Below are 18,161 nucleotides of genomic sequence, written 5' to 3' on the forward strand. Positions count from 1 at the left end.
CGAACCGTCCCGAGAACCGCAACCCGAGATCCAACAGACCCCGACCCGCAACCCCGATCCGCAAGGAGCAGACATGTCCGACACCACCGTCATCCGCACCGACGAGGCCCCGGCCCCCGCGCACGTCTTCTCCCAGGGCCTGCGCAAGGGCAACATGCTGCAGGTCTCCGGGCAGGGCCCGATGGACCCCGTCACCAACAGGTACATCGCCGAGGGTGATGTGCACGCGCAGACCATCCGCACGCTTGAGAACATCCGGGCGATCCTCGAGGCAGGCGACGCCTCCGTCGAGGACGTGATCATGTTCCGCGTGTACCTGACCTCGCAGGACCTGTTTCCCGCGATGAACGAGGCCTACGGCGAGTTCGTCCAGAAGTACGTGCCCAGTGGCTTGCTGCCCTGCCGCACCACCGTGTTCGTCGGCCTCCCTCACCCGGAGATGCTCGTCGAGATCGACGCACTGGCCGTGCTCTGACGCGCTGACCCGCGCCGGTCACGACCCCATCGTGCCGGTGCGCACCTCACCGGGCACCGGCGCGTAGCGCAGCAGCAGGGTGCCGCCGTCGCCGGAGTCCGCGCTGAGCAGCCGCATGTTCGAGGGCGCCGCGCCGTCGGGGAACACCTTCCGGCCCTGGCCGAGCACGACCGGGTAGACCCACAGCTGCAGCTCGTCGTGGAGCTGCTCGGCGAGCAGGGTCTGCACCAGGTCGACGCTGCCGATCACGTGCACGTCCTGATGCTTCTCGCGCAGCGCGGCGATCTCCGACGCCAGATCCGCGCCGATCCGCGTCGAGCCCTGCCAGTCCAACTGGATGTCGGCGTCCCGCGAGGCGACGTACTTCGGGACCCGATCGAACAGCTGGCCGATGAACCCCTCGGGCCCGGTGGTGTGCTGCGGCCAGTAGCCGGCGAAGATGTCGTAGGTGCGGCGACCGAGCAGGAGCGCGTCGAGGGTCTCCATGCCCTTGGTCACGCTCGCGCCGACGGCCGCGCTCGGGTAGCCGGCCTGCCAGCCGCCATAGGGGAAGCCGTCTCTCGTGTCCTCCTCCGCGCCTCCCGGCGCCTGAGCGACGCCGTCGAGGGTGGTGAACAGGTCGATGATGACGCGTCCGGTCATGATGCTCTCCTCATTCGGTGGTTCGATTCGTAGGATGCCCGTCTCACCGGGCTCCGGCATGCATGGCGCCCGGTCAGACGCTACGCCGCGACCGGGTCTATGCGAAAGGTCTCCGCGAAGGAGTCCAGCGTCTTCGCATCGCCCCGTGCGATGTGCACGAGATCCTGGGCGAGTGCCTCCGCCGGCGTGACCCGTCCGCCGATGAGGTGCCGGATGCCGGGGCCGGCGACCAGCACGGCATCCGGATCCGAGTCGGGCATCCGCCCGCCGACCGGCGGCGCCGGAGGAGCGAGCTGCGCGACGGCCAGCTCCCCCGCTCGCACGGTGACACGCAGGGCGACGTCGCCGACATGCAGCTCGATGTCGAGGTCCCGAGCCGACGCCTCACGGAACGACGTGCGCAGCGCCATCGTGAGCGAGTCGGGGGTGACGACGTCGTCCTCGCCGGGGTCCCCCATCGCCTGGAAGCCCCAGCGGCCGATCGCCAGCATGATCGGCTCGAGCGCCCGTCCGTATTCCGTGAGCTCGTAGACCAGGCCGCAGTTGTGCAGCGGCACGCGCCTGACCACGCCACCCTCCTGCAGCTCCTTCAGCCGGGTGGAGAGGATGTTGGTGGGGATGCGGGGCAGCCCCTGCTTCAGGTCGGTGTAGCGGCGGGGCCCCACGAGCAGATCGCGGACGATGAGCAGCGCCCACCGCTCCCCGATCAGCTCGACGGCTGTCGTGACTCCGCAGTACTGGCCGTAGCTGCGCGCCGCCATGTCAGGATGCGGCGCCCTGCTCCGCCATGTAGGCCTCGGGGCCCTTCTCGGCCGCCTCGGGCACCATGTAGAGGAAGCCGAGCGAGTTGCCGTCCGGGTCGTCGATGTCGCGCGAGTACATGAAGCCGTAGTCCTGCGCGGGCTTGGGCTCGGTGCCGCCCGCCGCGAGGGCCTTCTCCATGATCGCGTCGACCTCCTCGCGCGAGTCGCAGGTGAACGACGACGAGACCTGCAGGGACTGGTGCGGGTCGGCGATCGGCTTGTCGGTGAAGGTCGCGAAGAACTCGCGCGTCAGCACCATGAAGTAGATGTCCTCGCTCCACACCACGCAGGCGGCGTTCTCGTCGGTGAACTGCGGGTTGATCTCGCAGCCGAGCGCCGTGTAGAACGCCTTCGCGCGCTCCAGGTCGGAGGTGGGCAGGTTGACGAAGATCTTGGTCATGATGACTCCCTTGTCGATGACGGACCGGCAGTCACCGGCCCCGATGACCTCGATACTTGCAAAAAGCAACCTTGCTTGTCAATAGCAAGTTGCGTCAGTCGCGACGGCGCATCCCGACCAGTGCCAGCGCTCCCGCGCCGACGGTCAGTGCGGCGACCACGATGAGTCCGACACCGGGAACGGATGCCGTGCCCACCGCCCCCGCGACGAGAGGGCCGCCCGCATCGCCCAGTTCACGACCGAGTTCGGCAGACCCCATCGTGCGCCCCATCCGATCCTCCGGGGTGGAGGCCGCGAGGTGCGAGAACGCCACGGGCGTGGCGAGGCCGACGCCGGCACCCACCAGCAGCGCGGTGATGACCAGTGCGACGATCAGCAGCATCCCTCCGCCGGCCTGCATCGCTCCGGACCCCAGCGCGACCCCTCCCGCGACGCCGATGCCCACGGCGATGAGCGCCAGGCCGCCGATCGCACCCCTCCGCACGGACACCCGCCCGCGATCGTGCCAGGCGCCGGTCAGGGGCTGGACGATGCTGGACACGATCGCGAGCACCGTGACCAGCGCCATGCTGGCGATCGTGCCGAAACCGGCCTGCCTGGCGAGCAGCGGCAGGAACCCGACGGCCACGGCGAGCGCGCCGGTGGTCGCGGCGAGCACGAGCGTGGGCACCAGGAACCCCGGCGCCGTGAGCTCGCGGCCGAGATCCGCGAGAGTGACCCGCTTGCGCGGAAGCACCGGCACGGCGGGCACGGCGAACCGCACCCAGGCGGCAGCAGCGAGGCCCAGTGCCGCGAGCGCCCAGAACAGCGCGGGCAGCCCCGCCCACACCACGAGCACCGCGCCGATCAGCGGGCCGAGCGCGTAGCCGAGGCTCTTCCAGGAGCCGTACTTCCCGAAATACGCGCCCCGAGAGGCGCCGTCGGTGAGCCGGGCGACCGCGGCCGACGACGCCGGGGAGAACGCGGATGCCGCGGCGCCCTGCCCGAAGCGGGCCACGATCAGGCCGACCGTGCCGGGGACGAGCGCGCCCACCACGGAGAAGGCGGCGAACGCCAGCAGTCCCGCCACGATCACCGGGCGCACGCCGATGCGGTCGCTGAGCGCTCCGAACACCGGCTTGAGCAGCACCTCCGCGAGGTCGTACAGCGCGAGCGTGAAGCCGAAGGCCAGCAGGGTCCAGCCGATGTCCTCGGTCTCCGCGCCGAGCGCCGCGGCGATGCCGTGGGCGCCGAAAGCCGTCGTGAAGCCGGCGAGATACAGGGGCGCGAGGCGCGGGCGCGTGACGGTCACGCTCGATTCTCGCATCCCGGATGTCGCAGCCAAGGGGCACCCGGCGTCGGCATCCCGCGCGGGATCCGGCATCCCCCGCGCGACGGATGTGCGGCATCCGTGCTCCGCCTACGGTGGGAGGATGCCGGACTCCCCCTTCACGCGCACGCCGACCGAGCGCGACCTGCGCCAGGATCTGCTGCTCGCGGGCGTCATGCTGGTCGGCGGCGTGATCAGCGCCGGGCTCTCCACGGTCGCCGGTCTCTACGGCAAGACGCAGGCGCCGATGTGGACCGCGCTCGTCCTGGTGCTGGCCGTCTCCGCTCCTCTCGCGCTGCGGCGTCGCCACCCTGCCGTCGTCGCCGTGTTCGTGGCGCTGGCGATGTTCGTGGGGGTGACGCTGCGGGTGCCGGAGATGTACGTGACCAACATCTCGATGTTCATCGCGCTGTATACAGTCGGGGCCTGGATGAACGCGCGCAAGGCGGCGACGCTGGTGCGCATCGGCATCATCGCCGGCATGTTCATATGGCTGCTGTTCGTGATGTACCGGGATGCGATCAATGAGGCGGGCAAGGCCGACATGGCCGCGGGACTGTTCTCGCCCTACATCGCCATGATGATGCTCCAGCTGCTGCTGAACGTGCTCTACTTCGGCGGCGCCTACTACTTCGGCGAGCGCTCCTGGCAGGCGGCGGCGCAGCGGCACACGCTCGAGGGACGCACGCGCGAGCTCGAGGCCGAGCGCGAGGTCACCGCCGCGCAGGCCGTCGCGCTCGATCGGGTGCGCATCGCCCGCGAACTGCACGACGTGGTCGCGCATCACGTGTCCGTGATGGGCGTGCAGGCGGGCGCGGCCCGGTTGGTAGCGGAGCAGGATCCGGCAGAGGCGAAGCGGATGCTGGCCGGCATCGAGGATGCCTCCCGGGAGGCGATCCACGACTTCCGGCAGCTCCTGGAGACACTGCGCGCTCCCGGCGACGCCCTCGGTGACGACGCACCCTCGACCTTCGGCCTGAAGGACATCGAACGGCTCGTGCAGTCCTCCCGCGATGCCGGGCTGCCCACCGACTACGCGGTGATCGGCGAGCCGGTCCCCGTCTCGAGCACGGTCGGCGTGAACCTGTACCGCATCGCGCAGGAGGCGCTCACCAACGCCCGCCGTCATGCCGGTGTCGGAGCGACGGCCGACGTGCGGGTGCGGTACGAGCCGGACGCCGTGGAGCTCGAGGTCGTGAACACCGGCCGGGCGATCGGCGCGCTGCGGCCGGGCCTCGGCCAGCTGGGCATGCGCGAGCGGGCCCTGGCCTCCGGCGGCACGATCGAGCTGCTGCCCCGCCCACAGGGCGGGTTCCGGGTCAGGGCGAGCGTGCCTCTCACGAAGACGAAGGAGTCCACCCGATGATCCGCGTGCTGCTCGTCGACGACCACGCCATGCTGCGGGCGGGCTTCCGCACCATCCTCGGCACGCAGCCCGACATCGAGGTGGTGGGCGAGGCCGGCACGGGGGCGGATGCCGTGACCCAGGCAGCCCGCCTGCAGCCGGACGTGATCACGATGGACGTGCAGATGCCCGACATGGACGGCATCGAGGCCACCCGGCGCATCGTCGCGGATCCGGCGGTCACCGCATCCGTCGCGATCGTGACCACCTTCGACCGCGACGAGTACCTGTTCCAGGCGCTGGACGCCGGTGCCGGCGGGTTCCTGCTGAAGAACGCCGGCCCCGAGGAGCTCATCACGGCGGTCCGCGCACTCGCCGCCGGCGACGGCATCCTCGCGCCGGAGGTCACGCGTCGCGTGCTGGCCCGGTTCGCGGCCGCGTCCTCCTCCTCGACGGTTCCCGTCGCAGATTCCGTCGCCGCGGCACCCGGAAAGGCGACGGAAGGTGCGACGGGAGCGCACAGGGTCTCCGTGCTGGCCGAGCCGCTCACCGAGCGCGAGGGCGAGGTGCTCGCGCTGATGGCGGATGCCCGCAGCAACGCCGAGATCGCCGCCGCGCTGTTCATCGGCGAGGCGACCGTGAAGACGCACGTCTCCCGCGTGCTGCAGAAGCTCGGCGCCCGCGACCGGGTGCAGGCGATCGTGCTCGCGCACCGGCACGGGCTGGCCTGACCGCAGGGTTCCGCGCGCCGTCGCACCGGAGCACGCGTCGCGGGCCAGACTCGGGGCCATGAGAAGGCTCTCGCTCAGCCTGACCGGCATCGTCGCCGCGTGGCTGCTCCTGGATCTGTGGCGCCTGTGGACGCCCTCGCTGATCACCCTCTTCGGCCGGGCCGCGGAGACGCCGCCCGAGATCATGGGCCTGTTCGCCCTGGCGGTGATGACCGTGCCGCTGATCGTCGCCGCCTGCCTCCCGCACAGCGGGCCACGGCTGGCCGCGTGGCTGGTCGCCGCCGCGTTCGCCGTGCGGATCGTGCTGCGCATGAACACCACGGGCGGCGACGTGCAGCTGTACGGCAGCTCGCTGGGGGTGATCCTGACGGTGACGGCGCTGTGCGTCTGCGCCGGATCGCTGGGTCGCGCACTCGTGCCGAGCGTGTTCCTCGGCGTCGCCGCGAGCGCCGGCACCCATGCGATGCTCGGCGGGTTCGGCGCGGTCTGGCGCAGCGACGGCTGGGACATCGCGCTGCTCATCGTGCAGGCCGTGCTGGTCGGCGCTGCTCTGAGCGGCGCCCTGCGCCCGCTGCCCATGGACTGCTCACCCGTCGCGGCCCGCACCGGAGTGCTGCTGTTCCCGATGCTGCTGATCGTGCTGCTGGCGCTGAGTGACGTGGGGCGCGCGTCGACGATCGATGCGGTCTGGGGGCCGTCCGTCGTCGTCCTCGGCGCGGGCGCCGCCGCCGTGGTGGCGCTGCTGCCGGCGCCCCGTCGGCGGCCGTGGGGCGCCGCGGTGCTCTTCGCGGGATCGGTGGCGCTGTCGCTGCTGCCGGAGACGACGGCAGCGGCCGCGGCCGGTGGCCTGACCCCGTGGGCGCTGATCGCGTTCGCGGTCGGGCCTGCCGCAGCATCCCGCCTGCTGCTGTTCGCGGGGCCGGGGCGGTCCGCCCGTCGCACGGCTCTCGCCGCCGGCGCCGGAGCCGTGCTGTGGACCGCGCTCTTCTTCGCGTACTACGCGGGCTACGACCTGGGCTATCGCGCGGATGCCGTGCTGGTCGCGACCTGCGTGCTGATGGCGGCCTGGGTGCTGGCGTACCGCCCGGGCGGTCCGGTCGGAGACGCGCAGACCCGGGCATCCGAGCAGCGGATGGACGACTCCGGCGCCCGGGCGGTCGCGGGAGTCGCGGTGGCGACCGTGGTGGCGACCGGACTCGCGGCGATCGCCCCTGCCGTCACGATCCCCGCGGTGCCCGCGAACGCCGAGGCGGGCGACGGGCTCACGGTCGCCGCCTACAACCTGCGGATGGGTTACGGCGAGAACGGCACGTTCGATCCGATCGGCGTGGCCGAGCAGATCCGCGCCTCCGGTGCGCGCGTCGTGCTGCTCAGCGAGGTGGACCGCGGCTGGCTGCTCAACGGCGGGCAGGATCAGCTGGCGATCCTCTCCCGGATGCTCGGCATGCAGGCGGTCTTCGGTCCCGCGGGCGATCAGATCTGGGGCGACGCGATCCTCACCGACCTGCCGCTGAGCGACGTGTCGAAGACGCGGTACCCGATGTTCGACGCCCTGACGGGAGCCGGGATCACGGCGGCGACGGTGACCTGGCACGACCGTCCGGTGCGCATCCTCGCGACGCACCTGCAGCCCGATGGGAATGAGACGGACGCGACCGTCCGCCAGGCGCAGCTGTTCTCCGATGCTCTCGCAGCCGGTGATGGCGCGGTCATCGGGGGCGGCGACCTGAACACGACGCGCGGCTCGGACGCGTGGCGTGCGCTGCTGGCATCCGGTGCGCAGGACGCATTCGCGGATGCCTCGGATCAGCCCGAGATCGACCACCTGCTCGCCTCCGGCCTGGCTGCGGAGAATGCCGAGGTCGTCGACTCCCCGCTGTCCGACCACCCGATGATCGTCGCGACCTTCAGGTAGCCCCGACACGCCGGATGCCCCGGGCCGTGAGGCGCCGGGGCATCCGATCGTCGCGCCCTTCGGCGCTGCTGCGAGGTCAGGCGTGCTTGCGAGCGGCCTCGACGCGGGCGATCAGCGTCAGGAACGACTGCAGGTAGAAGCCGAGGAACTCCCTGGTGCTCTCGACCGTGACGTTGCCGTCGGCGTCGATGAGACCCGGGGTGAGCTGGATGAAGCCCTCGGGCTGACCCATGGTCACGGCGTTGTAGTGGCCGAGGATGGCGCGCAGGTGCTGCTGCGCGGCCGCGGTGGCGATGCCGCCGCCCGAGGCGCCGATGACGGCGACGGGCTTGCCGTCGAAGGAGGCCTGGCCGTAGGGGCGGGCCGACCAGTCGAGGGCGTTCTTCAGCACGCCGGGGATCGAGCGGCTGTACTCGGGGGTCACGATGAGGACGCCGTCGACATCGGCGATGGCCTGCTTGAAGTCGAGGGCGACCTGCGGGAAGGAGCCGTCGAGGTCGGGCGAGTAGAACGGAAGGTCCTTGATCGCGATCTCACGGAACTCGACGCCCTCGGGAGCGAGCTTCGCCAGGGCCTCGGCCAGAGTGCGGTTGATGGAGGTGCTGGAGATGCTGCCGACGATGTAGCCGATGGTGGTCATTGGGGATCCTTCTCGAAAGATGCAGGGGTACGGCGGGGTTCAACCCGTCGCACGTGGACTCTATTCCGCCGCATATAAAAATCCTCTGAGAGCAGCCGCTAGCCTCGGATCATCCCGCCCGATGAGGAGCCGATGACCGCCACCACCCGCCGACCCCTGTCGCGTCCTGTCACCGCCGGCGTCGTGACCGCCCTCGTCGGCTTCACGAGCTCGTTCGCCGTCGTGCTCACCGGCCTGGACGCCGTCGGCGCGAATCCGGCGCAGGCGGCGAGCGGCCTGCTCGCGTTGAGCCTGACCATGGGCGCGGCCTGCATCGTGCTCGCCTGGCGGTACCGGATGCCGATCACCGCGGCGTGGTCGACGCCGGGCGCCGCCCTGCTCGCGACGAGCAGCGCGGCAGACGGCGGCTGGAGCGCCGCGGTCGGGGCGTTCCTCGTGGTCGCCGCGCTGATCCTGTTGACCGCGCTCGTGCCGAGGCTCGGGACGCTCATCGCCGCAATCCCGCCGTCCATCGCGCAGGCCATGCTCGCGGGAGTGTTGCTGCCGCTCTGCGTCGCGCCCATCAGGGGGATCGTGGAGAACCCGTGGGGCGTGGTCCCGGTGGTGGTCACGTGGCTGCTGTTCGCCCGTCTCGCACCCCGCTGGGCGGTTCCGGCCGCCTTCGTCACGGCCACGGTCGTGGTCGTGATCGGCATCGCCCGCACGGGCACCGCGGTGGACCCGGCGGTGCTGCTCCCCTCGTTCCGCCTCACCGCGCCGACCTTCACCGTCGGATCGATCGTGGGCATCGCCCTGCCGCTGTTCATCGTCACCATGGCCTCGCAGAACGTACCCGGCATCGCCGTGATGCGCAGCTTCGGCTACGAGGTGCCGTGGCGACCCGCGATGCTCGTCACCGGGATCGGCTCGGCGCTGGGTGCTCCCGCCGGAGGTCACGCCATCAATCTCGCCGCCATCAGTGCCGCGCTGGCGGCGGCACCGGATGCCGAGCCCGACCCTGCACGACGGTGGATCGCCGGCGTCTCGACCGGAGTGTCCTACCTCGTGCTCGGCGGGTTGTCGGCGGTGTTCGCGGCGCTCGTGCTCCTCGCGCCCACCGCGGTCATCCCGGCGGTGGCCGGTCTCGCCCTGTTCGGCGCCTTCGGCTCGGCCGTGCAGCAGGCCATCGACGACCCGGGCGAGCGGATGCCCGCCGTGATCACGTTCCTGGTGGCCGCGTCCGGCGTCGCGCTCCTCGGCATCAGCGCGGCGTTCTGGGCGCTGATCGCCGGGCTCGTCGTGCGCGGCGTGCTGCACCTCGGGCGACGCTGACGCCGCGTGCTCCGCCGCGGGGATGACGGCGTCAATCCACCGCAGGGGGGATGCTCCCACCGGGCGCGGTTCGTAGCGTGGAGGCATGACAGGCGAACTGCACCTCGAGGGCATCTCCAAGAGCTACGGCTCGCGGACCGTGCTCGATGACATCCGTTTCGACGTCGCGCCGGGCCGGCTCACCGGCTTCGTCGGCGGCAACGGAGCCGGCAAGACGACCACCATGCGCATCATCCTGGGCGTGCTGGCCTCGGACGGCGGCACCGTCACCCTCGACGGCGCGCCGGTCACGACCGCCGACCGCCGGCGCTTCGGGTACATGCCCGAGGAGCGCGGCCTGTACCCGAAGATGAAGGTGCTCGAGCAGGTGGTCTACCTCGCCCGCCTGCACGGCTTCGGCAAGGCGGATGCCACGGTGCGCGCCACCGCGCTGCTGCAGGAGCTCGGGCTCGGCGAGCGCCTGAACGACCTGATCGAGTCGCTGTCGCTGGGCAACCAGCAGCGCGCGCAGATCGCCGCGGCGCTGGTGCACGACCCCGAGGTGCTCATCCTGGACGAGCCGTTCTCCGGCCTGGACCCGCTCGCGGTCGACGTGGTCGCCGACGTGCTGCAGCGCCGGGCCGCGCAGGGCGCCTCCATCCTGTTCTCCTCGCACCAGCTCGATGTCGTCGAGCGACTGTGCGACGACCTGATCATCATCGCCGGGGGCACGATCCGCGCCGCCGGAACCCGCGAGCAGCTGCGCGCCCAGCACTCCACGCTGCGCTACCAGCTCGACTCCGCGGGAGACGCGGGCTGGCTGCGCGGCGAGCCGGGCGTCACCGTCATCGACTTCGAGGGCGGATCGGCGCTGTTCGACGTCGACACCCCCGACACTGCGCAGCGCGTGCTGCGCGAGGCCGTCGGCCGCGGCGAGGTATCGAACTTCGCACCCCAGCATCCGTCCCTCGCCCAGATCTTCAAGGAGGTCATCCGATGAGCACGCAGGCGCCCTCGGCGACGCAGCCGAGCAAGAACACCTCGTCCCTGGTCTGGCTGGTCGCCGAGCGCGAGATCGGCTCCAAGCTGCGCAGCAAGGCCTTCCTGATCTCGACCGGAATCCTGCTGCTGGTCGCCCTGGCCGGCGTGCTGATCGGCGGGTTCTCCAGCAAGTCGCCGACCCCCGACACGATCGCCGCGACCTCTCAGACCGCGAAGGTCGTGGAGGCTCTGCCGAACGTGAAGGTGACCGAGGTCGCCGACCGCGCGGCCGCCGAGAAGCTCGTGCGCGATGACGAGGTCACCGCTGCGGTGCTCCCCGGAGACGGTCCGACCGGCGTCGTCGTCCTCGCCAAGAAGGACACCCCGAACAGCCTCGTCATGTCGTTGTCCGTCTCGCCGAAGGTGGAGATCCTCGAACCGGCCACGACGAACTCCCTGCTGCGCTACCTGGTCGCGATCGGATTCGGGGTCGTGTTCCTGATGGCGGCGTCCACGTTCGGGGCGACGATCGCCCAGAGCGTCGTGGAGGAGAAGCAGACCCGAGTCGTCGAGCTGCTGATCTCGGCGATCCCGACCCGCGTGCTGCTCGCCGGCAAGGTGCTCGGCAACACGATCCTCGCGATGGCGCAGATCGTGCTGCTCGCGGCGATAGCGGTGATCGGGCTGATCGTCACCGGGCAGAACGAGGTGCTCGCCGGCATCGGCGCACCCGTACTGTGGTTCGCGGTCTTCTTCCTCTTCGGCTTCATCCTGCTCGCGTCGCTGTACTCGGGCGCCGCGGCGATGGTCTCCCGGCAGGAGGACATCGGCTCGACCACGATGCCGCTGATGATGCTCGTGATGGCCCCGTACATCCTGGTGATCGTCTTCAACGACAACCCGCTGGTGATGACGATCCTGTCGTACATCCCGTTCTCGGCCCCCGTCGCGATGCCGGTGCGGCTGTTCGTCGGCGAGGCGCAGTGGTGGGAGCCGCTGCTGAGCCTGGTGCTGCTGCTGGCCGCCTGCGTGGGCGCCATCCTGGTGGGAGCGAAGATCTACGAGAACTCCCTGCTGCGGATGGGCGCCAGGGTCAAGCTCGGCGAGGCGCTGCGCGGCTGACCGGATGCTTCGACAGGCTCAGCACCCCAATGGGGCGCTGAGCCTGTCGGCATGTCGGGAATATGCACGCGCATAGAGTGGTTGTGGCAGCAGGACGATGAGGTCCGACAGAATCCGCACCACCCGAAAGGCCTCATCCAGATGAGCACTCCTGTCCTCGACCGCACCGCCCAGACCGAGCACCCCGTCCTCGACGTACTGGCCGACCGCTGGAGCCCCCGCGCGTTCGACACCGAGGCCCCGATCGACGAGGCCAAGCTCGCCTCGGCTCTCGAGGCCGCCCGCTGGTCGCCCAGCGCGAACAACTCGCAGCCGTGGCGCTTCATCGTGGCCCGTCGTGGCACGGCGCTGCACGAGGGCATCCATGCCGCGCTGATGGGCTTCAACCAGGCCTGGGCCGGCAACGCGGCCGTGCTGATCGTGGCGGTCGCCGAGACGGCCACCGAGGACGGCACCCCCATCACCCACGCCGTCTACGACCTCGGCCAGTCGATCGCGCACCTCTCGGTGCAGGCGCATCACGACGGCCTGCTCGTGCACCAGATGAGCGGCTTCCTGCCCGAGCAGATCCGCGAGCTCGCCGGCCTGGAAGAGCGCTTCGCGCCCATGACCGTCCTCGCCCTGGGCGAGCTCGGCGACATCGACGCGCTGCCCGAGGTGCTCGCGCAGCGCGAGACCGCCCCGCGCGTGCGCCGCCCGATCGGCGACACGGTGCTGCTCAGCGCCTGACCCGCTGCCGGGCACGCCCCAGACCAGGAGGATCGCCGAGAACAGGATGCTGTGCGCAGCATCCGTCCTGTTCTCGGCGATCCTCCTGTTTCCAGCGACACCCCGTGCCCGCGTCACCTCGGCCGGTGCTCCGTCCTCATCAGGGCATCCGCCGCGCGCACCAGGGCGAGGTGCGAGAACGCCTGCGGGGTGTTCCCGACCTGGCGCTCCTGTACCGGGTCGTACTCCTCCGACAGCATCCCGACATCGTTCCGCAGCGCGCACAACCGGTCCATCAACTCCTGCGCCTCGTCGTCGCGACCGGTCACCGCGTACTGTTCCACCAGCCAGAACGAGCAGGCCAGGAACGGGCTCTCGTCCCCCGCGAGGCCATCGACGCCCGTGCCGGTGCGATACCGGTGCAGGAGGCCGTCGTGCATCAGCGTCTGCTCGATGCGCTCGACGGTCTTCAGCATCCGCGGGTCATCCGGCGCGCAGAACCCCACCTGCGGCAGCAGCAGCAGCGACGCGTCCACCTCGCTGCTGCCGTAGTACTGGGTGAAGTACCCGTCCGTCACGCCGCCACGGTCGATCTCGGCGCGCAGCCGGTCGCGCAGCTCACGCCAGCGCTGCACCGGGCCGTCCAGACCGAACTCCTCCACTGCGCGCACGCCGCGGTCGAACGCGGCCCACATCATCACGCGGGAATGCGTGAACATGTGCGGGTCGCCGCGGATCTCCCACAGCCCCTGATCCGGCCGCTCGAGCTGCTCCGAGGCGAAGCGCAGCAGCTGCCGCTCCAGCGGCCAGGAGAACTTCGACTCCTCCAGGCCCGCCGAGCGCGCGGCCGAGAGCGTCACCAGCACCTCACCCACCACATCGGCCTGGTACTGCGCGGCGGCGCCGTTGCCGATGCGCACCGGCGCGGATGCCGCGAAGCCCGGCAGCCAGTCCAGCTCGCGCTCCGTCAGATCGCGCTCCCCGGCCAGTCCGTACATGATCTGCAGATCGGCCGGGTCACCCGCGACCGCCCGCAGCAACCACTCCCGCCACCTGTCGGCCAGAGCGAGGAAACCGTGGTCGAGCAGCGCCTCCAGCGTGAGCGCGGCATCCCGCAGCCACACATAGCGGTAGTCCCAGTTGCGCTCACCACCGAAGTCCTCGGGCAGTGACGTCGTCGCCGCTGCCGCGATGCCGCCCGTCTCGTGGTTGGTGAGCGCACGCAGGATCAGCAGAGACCGCACGACCACGTCATGATGCCGGCCCTCGTGCTCGATCGTGTCGGCCCACCCCTGCCACCACGCCTTGGTACGCTCCAGCTCGGCGTCCACGTCGAGCGGCTCCGGCACGTCCAGGTGCGAGGGGAACCACGTCAACTGCAGATCCCGCACCTCCCCAGCCGCGACCGTGAGGTCGCCCCGGTGCTCATGATCCACGGGCTTCACCGCCGCGCCGCGCAGCGCGAGGGCATCCGGCCCCGCCATCGCCACCAGCTGCGGGTGGTGGGCGGTGCCGGTCTGCCGCACCCACGGCATCGCCCTCGCATAGTCGAAGCGGATGCTGATCCGCTGCTCGAGGTGCATCGTGCCCCGCACGCCGACGACACGGCGGACGACGTCGGTGCGCCGGATGTCGACGCCGGCGTCGGGGTCGATGGGCATGAGGTCGTGCACCTCCGCCACGGCATCCGCGCTCTCCCACCGCGTGATCAGCACGAAGGTGTCCTCGTCATAGCGGCGCGTCACCGTGGCATCCGGATCGGTGGGGCGAAGCGACCACCTGCCGTGCGAGTCGTCGCCGAGAAGCCCGCCGAACGTGCTGGCGGAGTCCAGGCGCGGAAGGCAGAGCCAGTCGATGCTCCCCTCCCTCGACACCAGCGCCGCGGTGCGGCAGTTGCTCAGCAGTGCATAGTCCTCGATCCGCATGGCCACGCCCCGCAGTCTCGCACTCGCGCCATGCCGAATCCACCCTCTTGCTTTCAGGGGACGTGGGACTAGCGTCGATCTCATGCCGACCACCACGCTCTACATCCTCGGCGCCTCCGGCGACCTCACCTCCCGTCTGCTGCTGCCCTCGCTGGCGTCGCTGCTGTGCAAGGAGCCGAAGCGCCGCGTCCGGCTGCGCGGTTCGGGCACCGAGGACTGGGATGCCGGCACCTGGCGCTCGGCCGTCGAGAAGGCGTTCGCCGATTCGCCGCAGGCGCTGGAGCACGTCGACATCGCCGACTACGTCAAGGCCGACGTGACGGATGCCGACGACGTCGCCTCGCTGGTGAAGGGCCTCGGCCCCTCGACGGTGCTCTACTTCGCCCTGCCACCGGCCGTCACCGCAGCCGCGATCGACGCGATGGAGGGCCTCACGCTGCCGGAGGGCACCATCCTGGCGATGGAGAAGCCGTTCGGCGAGGACGAGGCCTCGGCTCGCGAGCTGAACAGCAAGCTGCTGGCGCTCGTGCCCGAGCAGCAGATCTTCCGCGTGGACCACTTCCTGGGCAGGTCGACGCTGCTGAATCTGCTGGGCGTGCGCCTGGCGAACCGCATCTGGGAGCCGGTGTGGCGCGCCGAGCACGTGCAGCAGGTGCTGATCCGCTTCGACGAGAGCGTGGCCCTCGAGGGCAGGGCCCGGTACTACGACAAGGCCGGCGCCATGATCGACATGATCCAGAGCCACCTGCTGCAGGTGATGGCCCTGGTCGCGATGGATCCGCCCTCCACCCTCGGCGAGCGCGACCTGCGCGATGCGAAGGCGGCCGTGCTGCGCGCCACGCACGTGATGGGCGACGACCCCGCGACCGCCTCGCGGCGCGCCCAGTACACGGCGGGCACGCAGGGCGACCGCGAGCTGCCCTCCTACCGCGACGAGGAGGGCGTCGACCCGGACCGGCAGACCGAGACGCTGGCCGAGGTCACCTTCGAGATCGCCAGCGACCGCTGGGCGGGCGTGCCGTTCGTGCTCCGCTCCGGCAAGGCGCTGGATCGCAAGCACTCCGAGATCGTGGTCACCTTCAAGCCCGTGCGGCATGTGCCGCCGGGGCTGAACGGCACCCCCGTCGACGGCGGCAGGCTGACGTTCTCGCTCGGGCCGGACGAGATGCATCTGCGCCTGCACGTCACCGGCGGCGACGATCCGTTCGCGCTGCGGAATGAGGACCTGGTCGCCGACCTCGGCGAAGGCCAGCAGCGGTCCTACGAGGAGGTCCTGGACGAACTGCTGGACGGGGACGTGGCGCTCTCGGTGCGCGCCGACGAGGCCGAGGAGTGCTGGCGGATCATCCAGCCGATCCGGGATGCCTGGGCGGCGAAGGCCGTACCGCTGGAGGAGTATCCCGCCGGTTCGACCGGCCCGGATGCCTGGGCCACCTCGCACGAGTCCTGACAGACGGCGGATCGCCCCACCCACAGGGGCAGTACTGACGGAATGGGCGCATCCGTCCTCCCCGGATGACGGACGCCCCTACGATCGGCTCCATGACAGCGCTTCCGCGCCGAACCCGCGCCGGTTACGCGCTGGGCGGCATCGCCTCGGGCACCTACGGCACCGTGCCCGGGCTGATCCTGATGCCCTTCCTCACCGACCTGCTCGGCGTGCAGGCGGCGATCGCCGGCATGATCGTCTTCGCGCCGAAGGCGTGGGACTTCTTCCTCAACCCGCTCGCGGGCCGCATCAGCGATCGGTCACGGCATCCGCGCGACCGGCGGCGGCCGTTCATCCTGCGCGCCGGCATCCTGCTCGCGATCGCCTTCCTGGTGATGTTCTTCGGGCCCGCGGCGCCCCCGGTGGCCGCGGCGCTGTGGGTGCTGCTGCTGTTCCTGACCACCGCGACCGTATACGCGTTCTTCCAGGTGCCGTATCTGGCGATGTCGGCCGAGATCACGGACGACTACGACGAGCGCACCCGGCTGATCACCTGGCGGGTGATCGTGTTCACGCTCGCGATCCTCGTGTCGGGTGCCACGGCCCCGCTGCTCGTGGAGACGTTCGGGGGCGCGACCGGGTACCGCGTCATGGCGGGAGCGATGGCCGTGCTGATCCTGATCGGAACGGTCGGCGTGTGGTGGGGAACGCGCGGTGTGCCCCTGACCAGGAGCGAGACAGCCGGCGGCCGGCTCTTCGAGCAGCTCGGCGTGGTGCTGCGCAACCGCGATGCCCGGATGCTGATCCTCACCTTCGTGCTGCAGGCCGTCGCGATCGGGATGGTGCTCGGCGGGGTCGTGTACGTGGCCCGCCACGTGACGCATGATCCGGGGATCGCCACCCTCGCGTTCGTCTGCTTCGTCGCTCCCGCGGTCGTGCTCACGCCGGCGTGGTCGGCGCTGGCGCGTCGCGTCGGCAAGCGCCGGGGCTTCGCGGTCGCCACGGTGGTCGAGACCATCGGATTCATCGGGCTGCTCGGCGCCCGAAGCGGGGAGTCGGTGCCGCTGCTGGTCGCCGCGGGGATCGTGGGCGTCGGCTATGCCGGCGGGCAGCTCTTCCCCCTGGCGATGCTGCCCGACCTCGCCGCTGACGATGCGAAGCGGAGCGGCACCAACCGGATCGGGATGATCTCGGGCGTCTGGTCCGGCTTCGAACTGCTCGGCTACGCGCTGGGACCAGCACTGCTGGGGCTGGTGCTCAGCGTCGGCGGGTATGTCGCGTCGACCGGCGACGGCGTCGCCCAGTCCGGCACCGCGCAGTGGGCGATCGTGCTGGGAGTGTCGGTGATCCCCGCGGTCCTGTGCGCGATCAGTCTCATCCCGCTGTCGCGCTACCGCCTGGACGATGCGATGCGCTCGGCGGCCTGACGGGCGTTCACCAGGCCAGCGGCACGCGTCCGCGGGTGCGCCCCGCGGCGTCGAGCAGGTGCCCGTTGCGCTTGATCCCGCGCAGCACCGTCCATCGATCGACCACCTCGATGCCCTCACCCCAGTCGCGCTCGATGCCGGTCAGGGCCGTCAGCGTGCGGGCCCGCACGCACACGAACAGCGGCGCGGGACCCACCAGCACGCCCACCCGGTGGGTCTGCGCGGTGTGCTGGGCGCGCACGGCGGCATCGTCGACGTCGTCGGCCCTGGCCCACAGCACGGCTCCGCGCCGGTAGCCGGCTGCGGGCATCGCGAGGTCGCAGCCGAGGCGCAGGAGACCTGCGGCGATGGAGCGGTCGACCGTGCGCCGTGCCGTGGCCTCCGAGACGCCGAGCGCTCTCGCGAGCGTCGCCGCGGGCATCCGCGGGTCGTCGTCCAGCGCCTCCGCGATCTCCGCGACCACCTCGGGTCGCGGAGCCCTGCTGCCGTCGTCGTCCCGCCGCTGGCGCATGACGCGCTGCTGGCTGCGGGAGAGCACCGCGAGCCGCCAGGAGGAATCCTCGGCCGCGATCGAGGCGGCGACGTCCATCCGCAGCACGGCGGCACCGGCCTCCTCGAGCTCTCGCACCCGGTCGCCGAGCACGGCCAGTCCACTCGATGCGGCGACGAGCACGAGGAACCCGGCGGAGGTGTCGTCGATCCCGAGGGCCCAGGGCATGCCGGCGATCCGCTCGATCACCTCGTCCTCGGCTCCCCGGTCGAGCAGTACCATCGCCACGTCGGTCGTCGTCGACCAGCGCTCCGGGGTCGGCCACGCGGTGAGCCACGCCAGCGACTCCTCGCTCATCGCCTGCCAGTGCCTCGCGACCGTCGCGGCATCCGCGCCGACGGTCGTGGCGATCTTCGTCCACGGCGCCCTGGCATCGATCTGCAGGGCGTGCACGATGGCGAGGTCGAGCTCGCCCAGCGACTCCGTCTCAGGGATGTCCATGTGACGAATCGTATGCATTCTCTCGCCC

Annotated in this window: 17 protein-coding genes; 10 read left to right on the forward strand and 7 right to left on the reverse strand. The window is 71.0% G+C overall.

The genetic code is table 11. From position 1 onward, the window contains the following. Nucleotides 1-73 precede the first annotated feature (73 nt). Nucleotides 74-475: a RidA family protein gene (locus MIAR_RS16600; protein ID WP_285638180.1), complete on the forward strand. Its 402-nt coding sequence runs from the start codon at nt 74-76 to the stop codon at nt 473-475. An 18-nt stretch (nt 476-493) separates the two neighbouring features. On the opposite strand, the gene MIAR_RS16605 is transcribed toward MIAR_RS16600, so the two are convergent. From MIAR_RS16605 to MIAR_RS16620, 4 genes are all read right to left on the reverse strand, one after another. Beyond that, nucleotides 494-1,117, reverse strand: a complete 624-nt coding sequence (locus tag MIAR_RS16605) for a dihydrofolate reductase family protein (RefSeq protein WP_285638181.1) — start codon at nt 1,115-1,117, stop codon at nt 494-496. An 80-nt stretch (nt 1,118-1,197) separates the two neighbouring features. Then, a complete protein-coding gene (locus MIAR_RS16610) occupies nt 1,198-1,878 on the reverse strand; it encodes a winged helix-turn-helix transcriptional regulator (protein WP_285638183.1) in 681 nt (226 codons plus the stop codon). 1 nt (nt 1,879) lies between these two features. Next, complete coding sequence (locus MIAR_RS16615; protein WP_285638185.1) at nt 1,880-2,320, reverse strand: VOC family protein; 441 nt, start codon at nt 2,318-2,320, stop codon at nt 1,880-1,882. Nucleotides 2,321-2,414: 94 nt separating this feature from the next. Continuing rightward, nucleotides 2,415-3,611 carry an MFS transporter gene (locus tag MIAR_RS16620; RefSeq protein ID WP_285638187.1) on the reverse strand — a complete coding sequence of 399 codons (1,197 nt, stop codon included), beginning with the start codon at nt 3,609-3,611 and terminating at the stop codon, nt 2,415-2,417. Here MIAR_RS16620 and MIAR_RS16625 point away from each other — a divergent pair. The 3 genes from MIAR_RS16625 to MIAR_RS16635 are packed head-to-tail and all read left to right on the forward strand — an operon-like array spanning nt 3,601 to nt 7,620. Beyond that, nucleotides 3,601-4,995, forward strand: a complete 1,395-nt coding sequence (locus MIAR_RS16625; RefSeq protein WP_344289590.1) for a sensor histidine kinase — start codon at nt 3,601-3,603, stop codon at nt 4,993-4,995. The genes MIAR_RS16620 and MIAR_RS16625 overlap by 11 nt on opposite strands. Next, nucleotides 4,992-5,705 carry a response regulator gene (locus tag MIAR_RS16630; RefSeq protein WP_285638189.1) on the forward strand — a complete coding sequence of 238 codons (714 nt, stop codon included), beginning with the start codon at nt 4,992-4,994 and terminating at the stop codon, nt 5,703-5,705. Before MIAR_RS16625 ends, MIAR_RS16630 begins: the two co-directional genes overlap by 4 nt. 58 nt (nt 5,706-5,763) lie before the next feature. Beyond that, nucleotides 5,764-7,620, forward strand: a complete 1,857-nt coding sequence (locus MIAR_RS16635) for an endonuclease/exonuclease/phosphatase family protein (RefSeq protein ID WP_285638191.1) — start codon at nt 5,764-5,766, stop codon at nt 7,618-7,620. A 76-nt stretch (nt 7,621-7,696) separates the two neighbouring features. Here the strand turns inward: MIAR_RS16635 and MIAR_RS16640 are convergent, their stop codons facing one another. Continuing rightward, the gene (locus tag MIAR_RS16640) at nt 7,697-8,260 is read right to left on the reverse strand and encodes an NADPH-dependent FMN reductase (protein WP_285638192.1); all 564 of its coding nucleotides are present in this window, start codon (nt 8,258-8,260) and stop codon (nt 7,697-7,699) included. A 132-nt stretch (nt 8,261-8,392) separates the two neighbouring features. Here MIAR_RS16640 and MIAR_RS16645 point away from each other — a divergent pair, with 132 nt between their 5' ends. The 4 genes from MIAR_RS16645 (at nt 8,393) to MIAR_RS16660 (ending at nt 12,382) form a co-directional block, all read left to right on the forward strand. Continuing rightward, a complete protein-coding gene (locus tag MIAR_RS16645; protein ID WP_285638193.1) occupies nt 8,393-9,571 on the forward strand; it encodes a benzoate/H(+) symporter BenE family transporter in 1,179 nt (392 codons plus the stop codon). Nucleotides 9,572-9,656: 85 nt separating this feature from the next. After that, nucleotides 9,657-10,550, forward strand: a complete 894-nt coding sequence (locus tag MIAR_RS16650; RefSeq protein ID WP_285638194.1) for an ABC transporter ATP-binding protein — start codon at nt 9,657-9,659, stop codon at nt 10,548-10,550. Next, on the forward strand, nt 10,547-11,653 hold the full coding sequence (locus tag MIAR_RS16655; protein WP_285638195.1) for an ABC transporter permease: 1,107 nt from the start codon (nt 10,547-10,549) through the stop codon (nt 11,651-11,653). The genes MIAR_RS16650 and MIAR_RS16655 overlap by 4 nt, the downstream gene beginning before the upstream one ends. Nucleotides 11,654-11,794: 141 nt before the next feature. Then, the gene (locus MIAR_RS16660) at nt 11,795-12,382 is read left to right on the forward strand and encodes a nitroreductase family protein (RefSeq protein ID WP_285638196.1); all 588 of its coding nucleotides are present in this window, start codon (nt 11,795-11,797) and stop codon (nt 12,380-12,382) included. A gap of 113 nt (nt 12,383-12,495) precedes the next feature. Here the strand turns inward: MIAR_RS16660 and MIAR_RS16665 are convergent, their stop codons facing one another. Further along, nucleotides 12,496-14,286 (reverse strand): glycoside hydrolase family 15 protein, encoded by a 1,791-nt coding sequence (locus MIAR_RS16665; RefSeq protein ID WP_285638559.1) that lies wholly within the window; start codon nt 14,284-14,286, stop codon nt 12,496-12,498. 82 nt (nt 14,287-14,368) lie between these two features. Between MIAR_RS16665 and MIAR_RS16670 the strand changes: the two genes are divergently transcribed. After that, a complete protein-coding gene (locus MIAR_RS16670) occupies nt 14,369-15,736 on the forward strand; it encodes a glucose-6-phosphate dehydrogenase (protein ID WP_285638197.1) in 1,368 nt (455 codons plus the stop codon). A gap of 92 nt (nt 15,737-15,828) precedes the next feature. Further along, nucleotides 15,829-17,142: an MFS transporter gene (locus MIAR_RS16675; protein ID WP_285638198.1), complete on the forward strand. Its 1,314-nt coding sequence runs from the start codon at nt 15,829-15,831 to the stop codon at nt 17,140-17,142. A gap of 7 nt (nt 17,143-17,149) precedes the next feature. Here MIAR_RS16675 and MIAR_RS16680 read toward each other — a convergent pair whose 3' ends face one another. Continuing rightward, nucleotides 17,150-18,133 carry an AsnC family transcriptional regulator gene (locus MIAR_RS16680; RefSeq protein ID WP_285638199.1) on the reverse strand — a complete coding sequence of 328 codons (984 nt, stop codon included), beginning with the start codon at nt 18,131-18,133 and terminating at the stop codon, nt 17,150-17,152. Between the last annotated feature and the right edge of the window lie 28 nt (nt 18,134-18,161).

Source organism: Microbacterium arabinogalactanolyticum, assembly GCF_030268005.1.
Taxonomy (GTDB): domain Bacteria; phylum Actinomycetota; class Actinomycetes; order Actinomycetales; family Microbacteriaceae; genus Microbacterium; species Microbacterium arabinogalactanolyticum.

What these genes read in the sequence shown, in the direction of transcription:
- MIAR_RS16670 (WP_285638197.1), top strand. Translation starts at nt 14,369, where the DNA reads ATGCCGACCACCACGCTCTACATCCTCGGCGCCTCCGGCGACCTCACC.
- MIAR_RS16665 (WP_285638559.1), bottom strand. Translation starts at nt 14,286, where the DNA reads ATGCGGATCGAGGACTATGCACTGCTGAGCAACTGCCGCACCGCGGCG.
- MIAR_RS16600 (WP_285638180.1), top strand. Translation starts at nt 74, where the DNA reads ATGTCCGACACCACCGTCATCCGCACCGACGAGGCCCCGGCCCCCGCG.
- MIAR_RS16640 (WP_285638192.1), bottom strand. Translation starts at nt 8,260, where the DNA reads ATGACCACCATCGGCTACATCGTCGGCAGCATCTCCAGCACCTCCATC.
- MIAR_RS16655 (WP_285638195.1), top strand. Translation starts at nt 10,547, where the DNA reads ATGAGCACGCAGGCGCCCTCGGCGACGCAGCCGAGCAAGAACACCTCG.
- MIAR_RS16650 (WP_285638194.1), top strand. Translation starts at nt 9,657, where the DNA reads ATGACAGGCGAACTGCACCTCGAGGGCATCTCCAAGAGCTACGGCTCG.
- MIAR_RS16675 (WP_285638198.1), top strand. Translation starts at nt 15,829, where the DNA reads ATGACAGCGCTTCCGCGCCGAACCCGCGCCGGTTACGCGCTGGGCGGC.
- MIAR_RS16630 (WP_285638189.1), top strand. Translation starts at nt 4,992, where the DNA reads ATGATCCGCGTGCTGCTCGTCGACGACCACGCCATGCTGCGGGCGGGC.
- MIAR_RS16605 (WP_285638181.1), bottom strand. Translation starts at nt 1,117, where the DNA reads ATGACCGGACGCGTCATCATCGACCTGTTCACCACCCTCGACGGCGTC.
- MIAR_RS16680 (WP_285638199.1), bottom strand. Translation starts at nt 18,133, where the DNA reads ATGGACATCCCTGAGACGGAGTCGCTGGGCGAGCTCGACCTCGCCATC.
- MIAR_RS16610 (WP_285638183.1), bottom strand. Translation starts at nt 1,878, where the DNA reads ATGGCGGCGCGCAGCTACGGCCAGTACTGCGGAGTCACGACAGCCGTC.
- MIAR_RS16635 (WP_285638191.1), top strand. Translation starts at nt 5,764, where the DNA reads ATGAGAAGGCTCTCGCTCAGCCTGACCGGCATCGTCGCCGCGTGGCTG.
- MIAR_RS16615 (WP_285638185.1), bottom strand. Translation starts at nt 2,320, where the DNA reads ATGACCAAGATCTTCGTCAACCTGCCCACCTCCGACCTGGAGCGCGCG.
- MIAR_RS16660 (WP_285638196.1), top strand. Translation starts at nt 11,795, where the DNA reads ATGAGCACTCCTGTCCTCGACCGCACCGCCCAGACCGAGCACCCCGTC.
- MIAR_RS16645 (WP_285638193.1), top strand. Translation starts at nt 8,393, where the DNA reads ATGACCGCCACCACCCGCCGACCCCTGTCGCGTCCTGTCACCGCCGGC.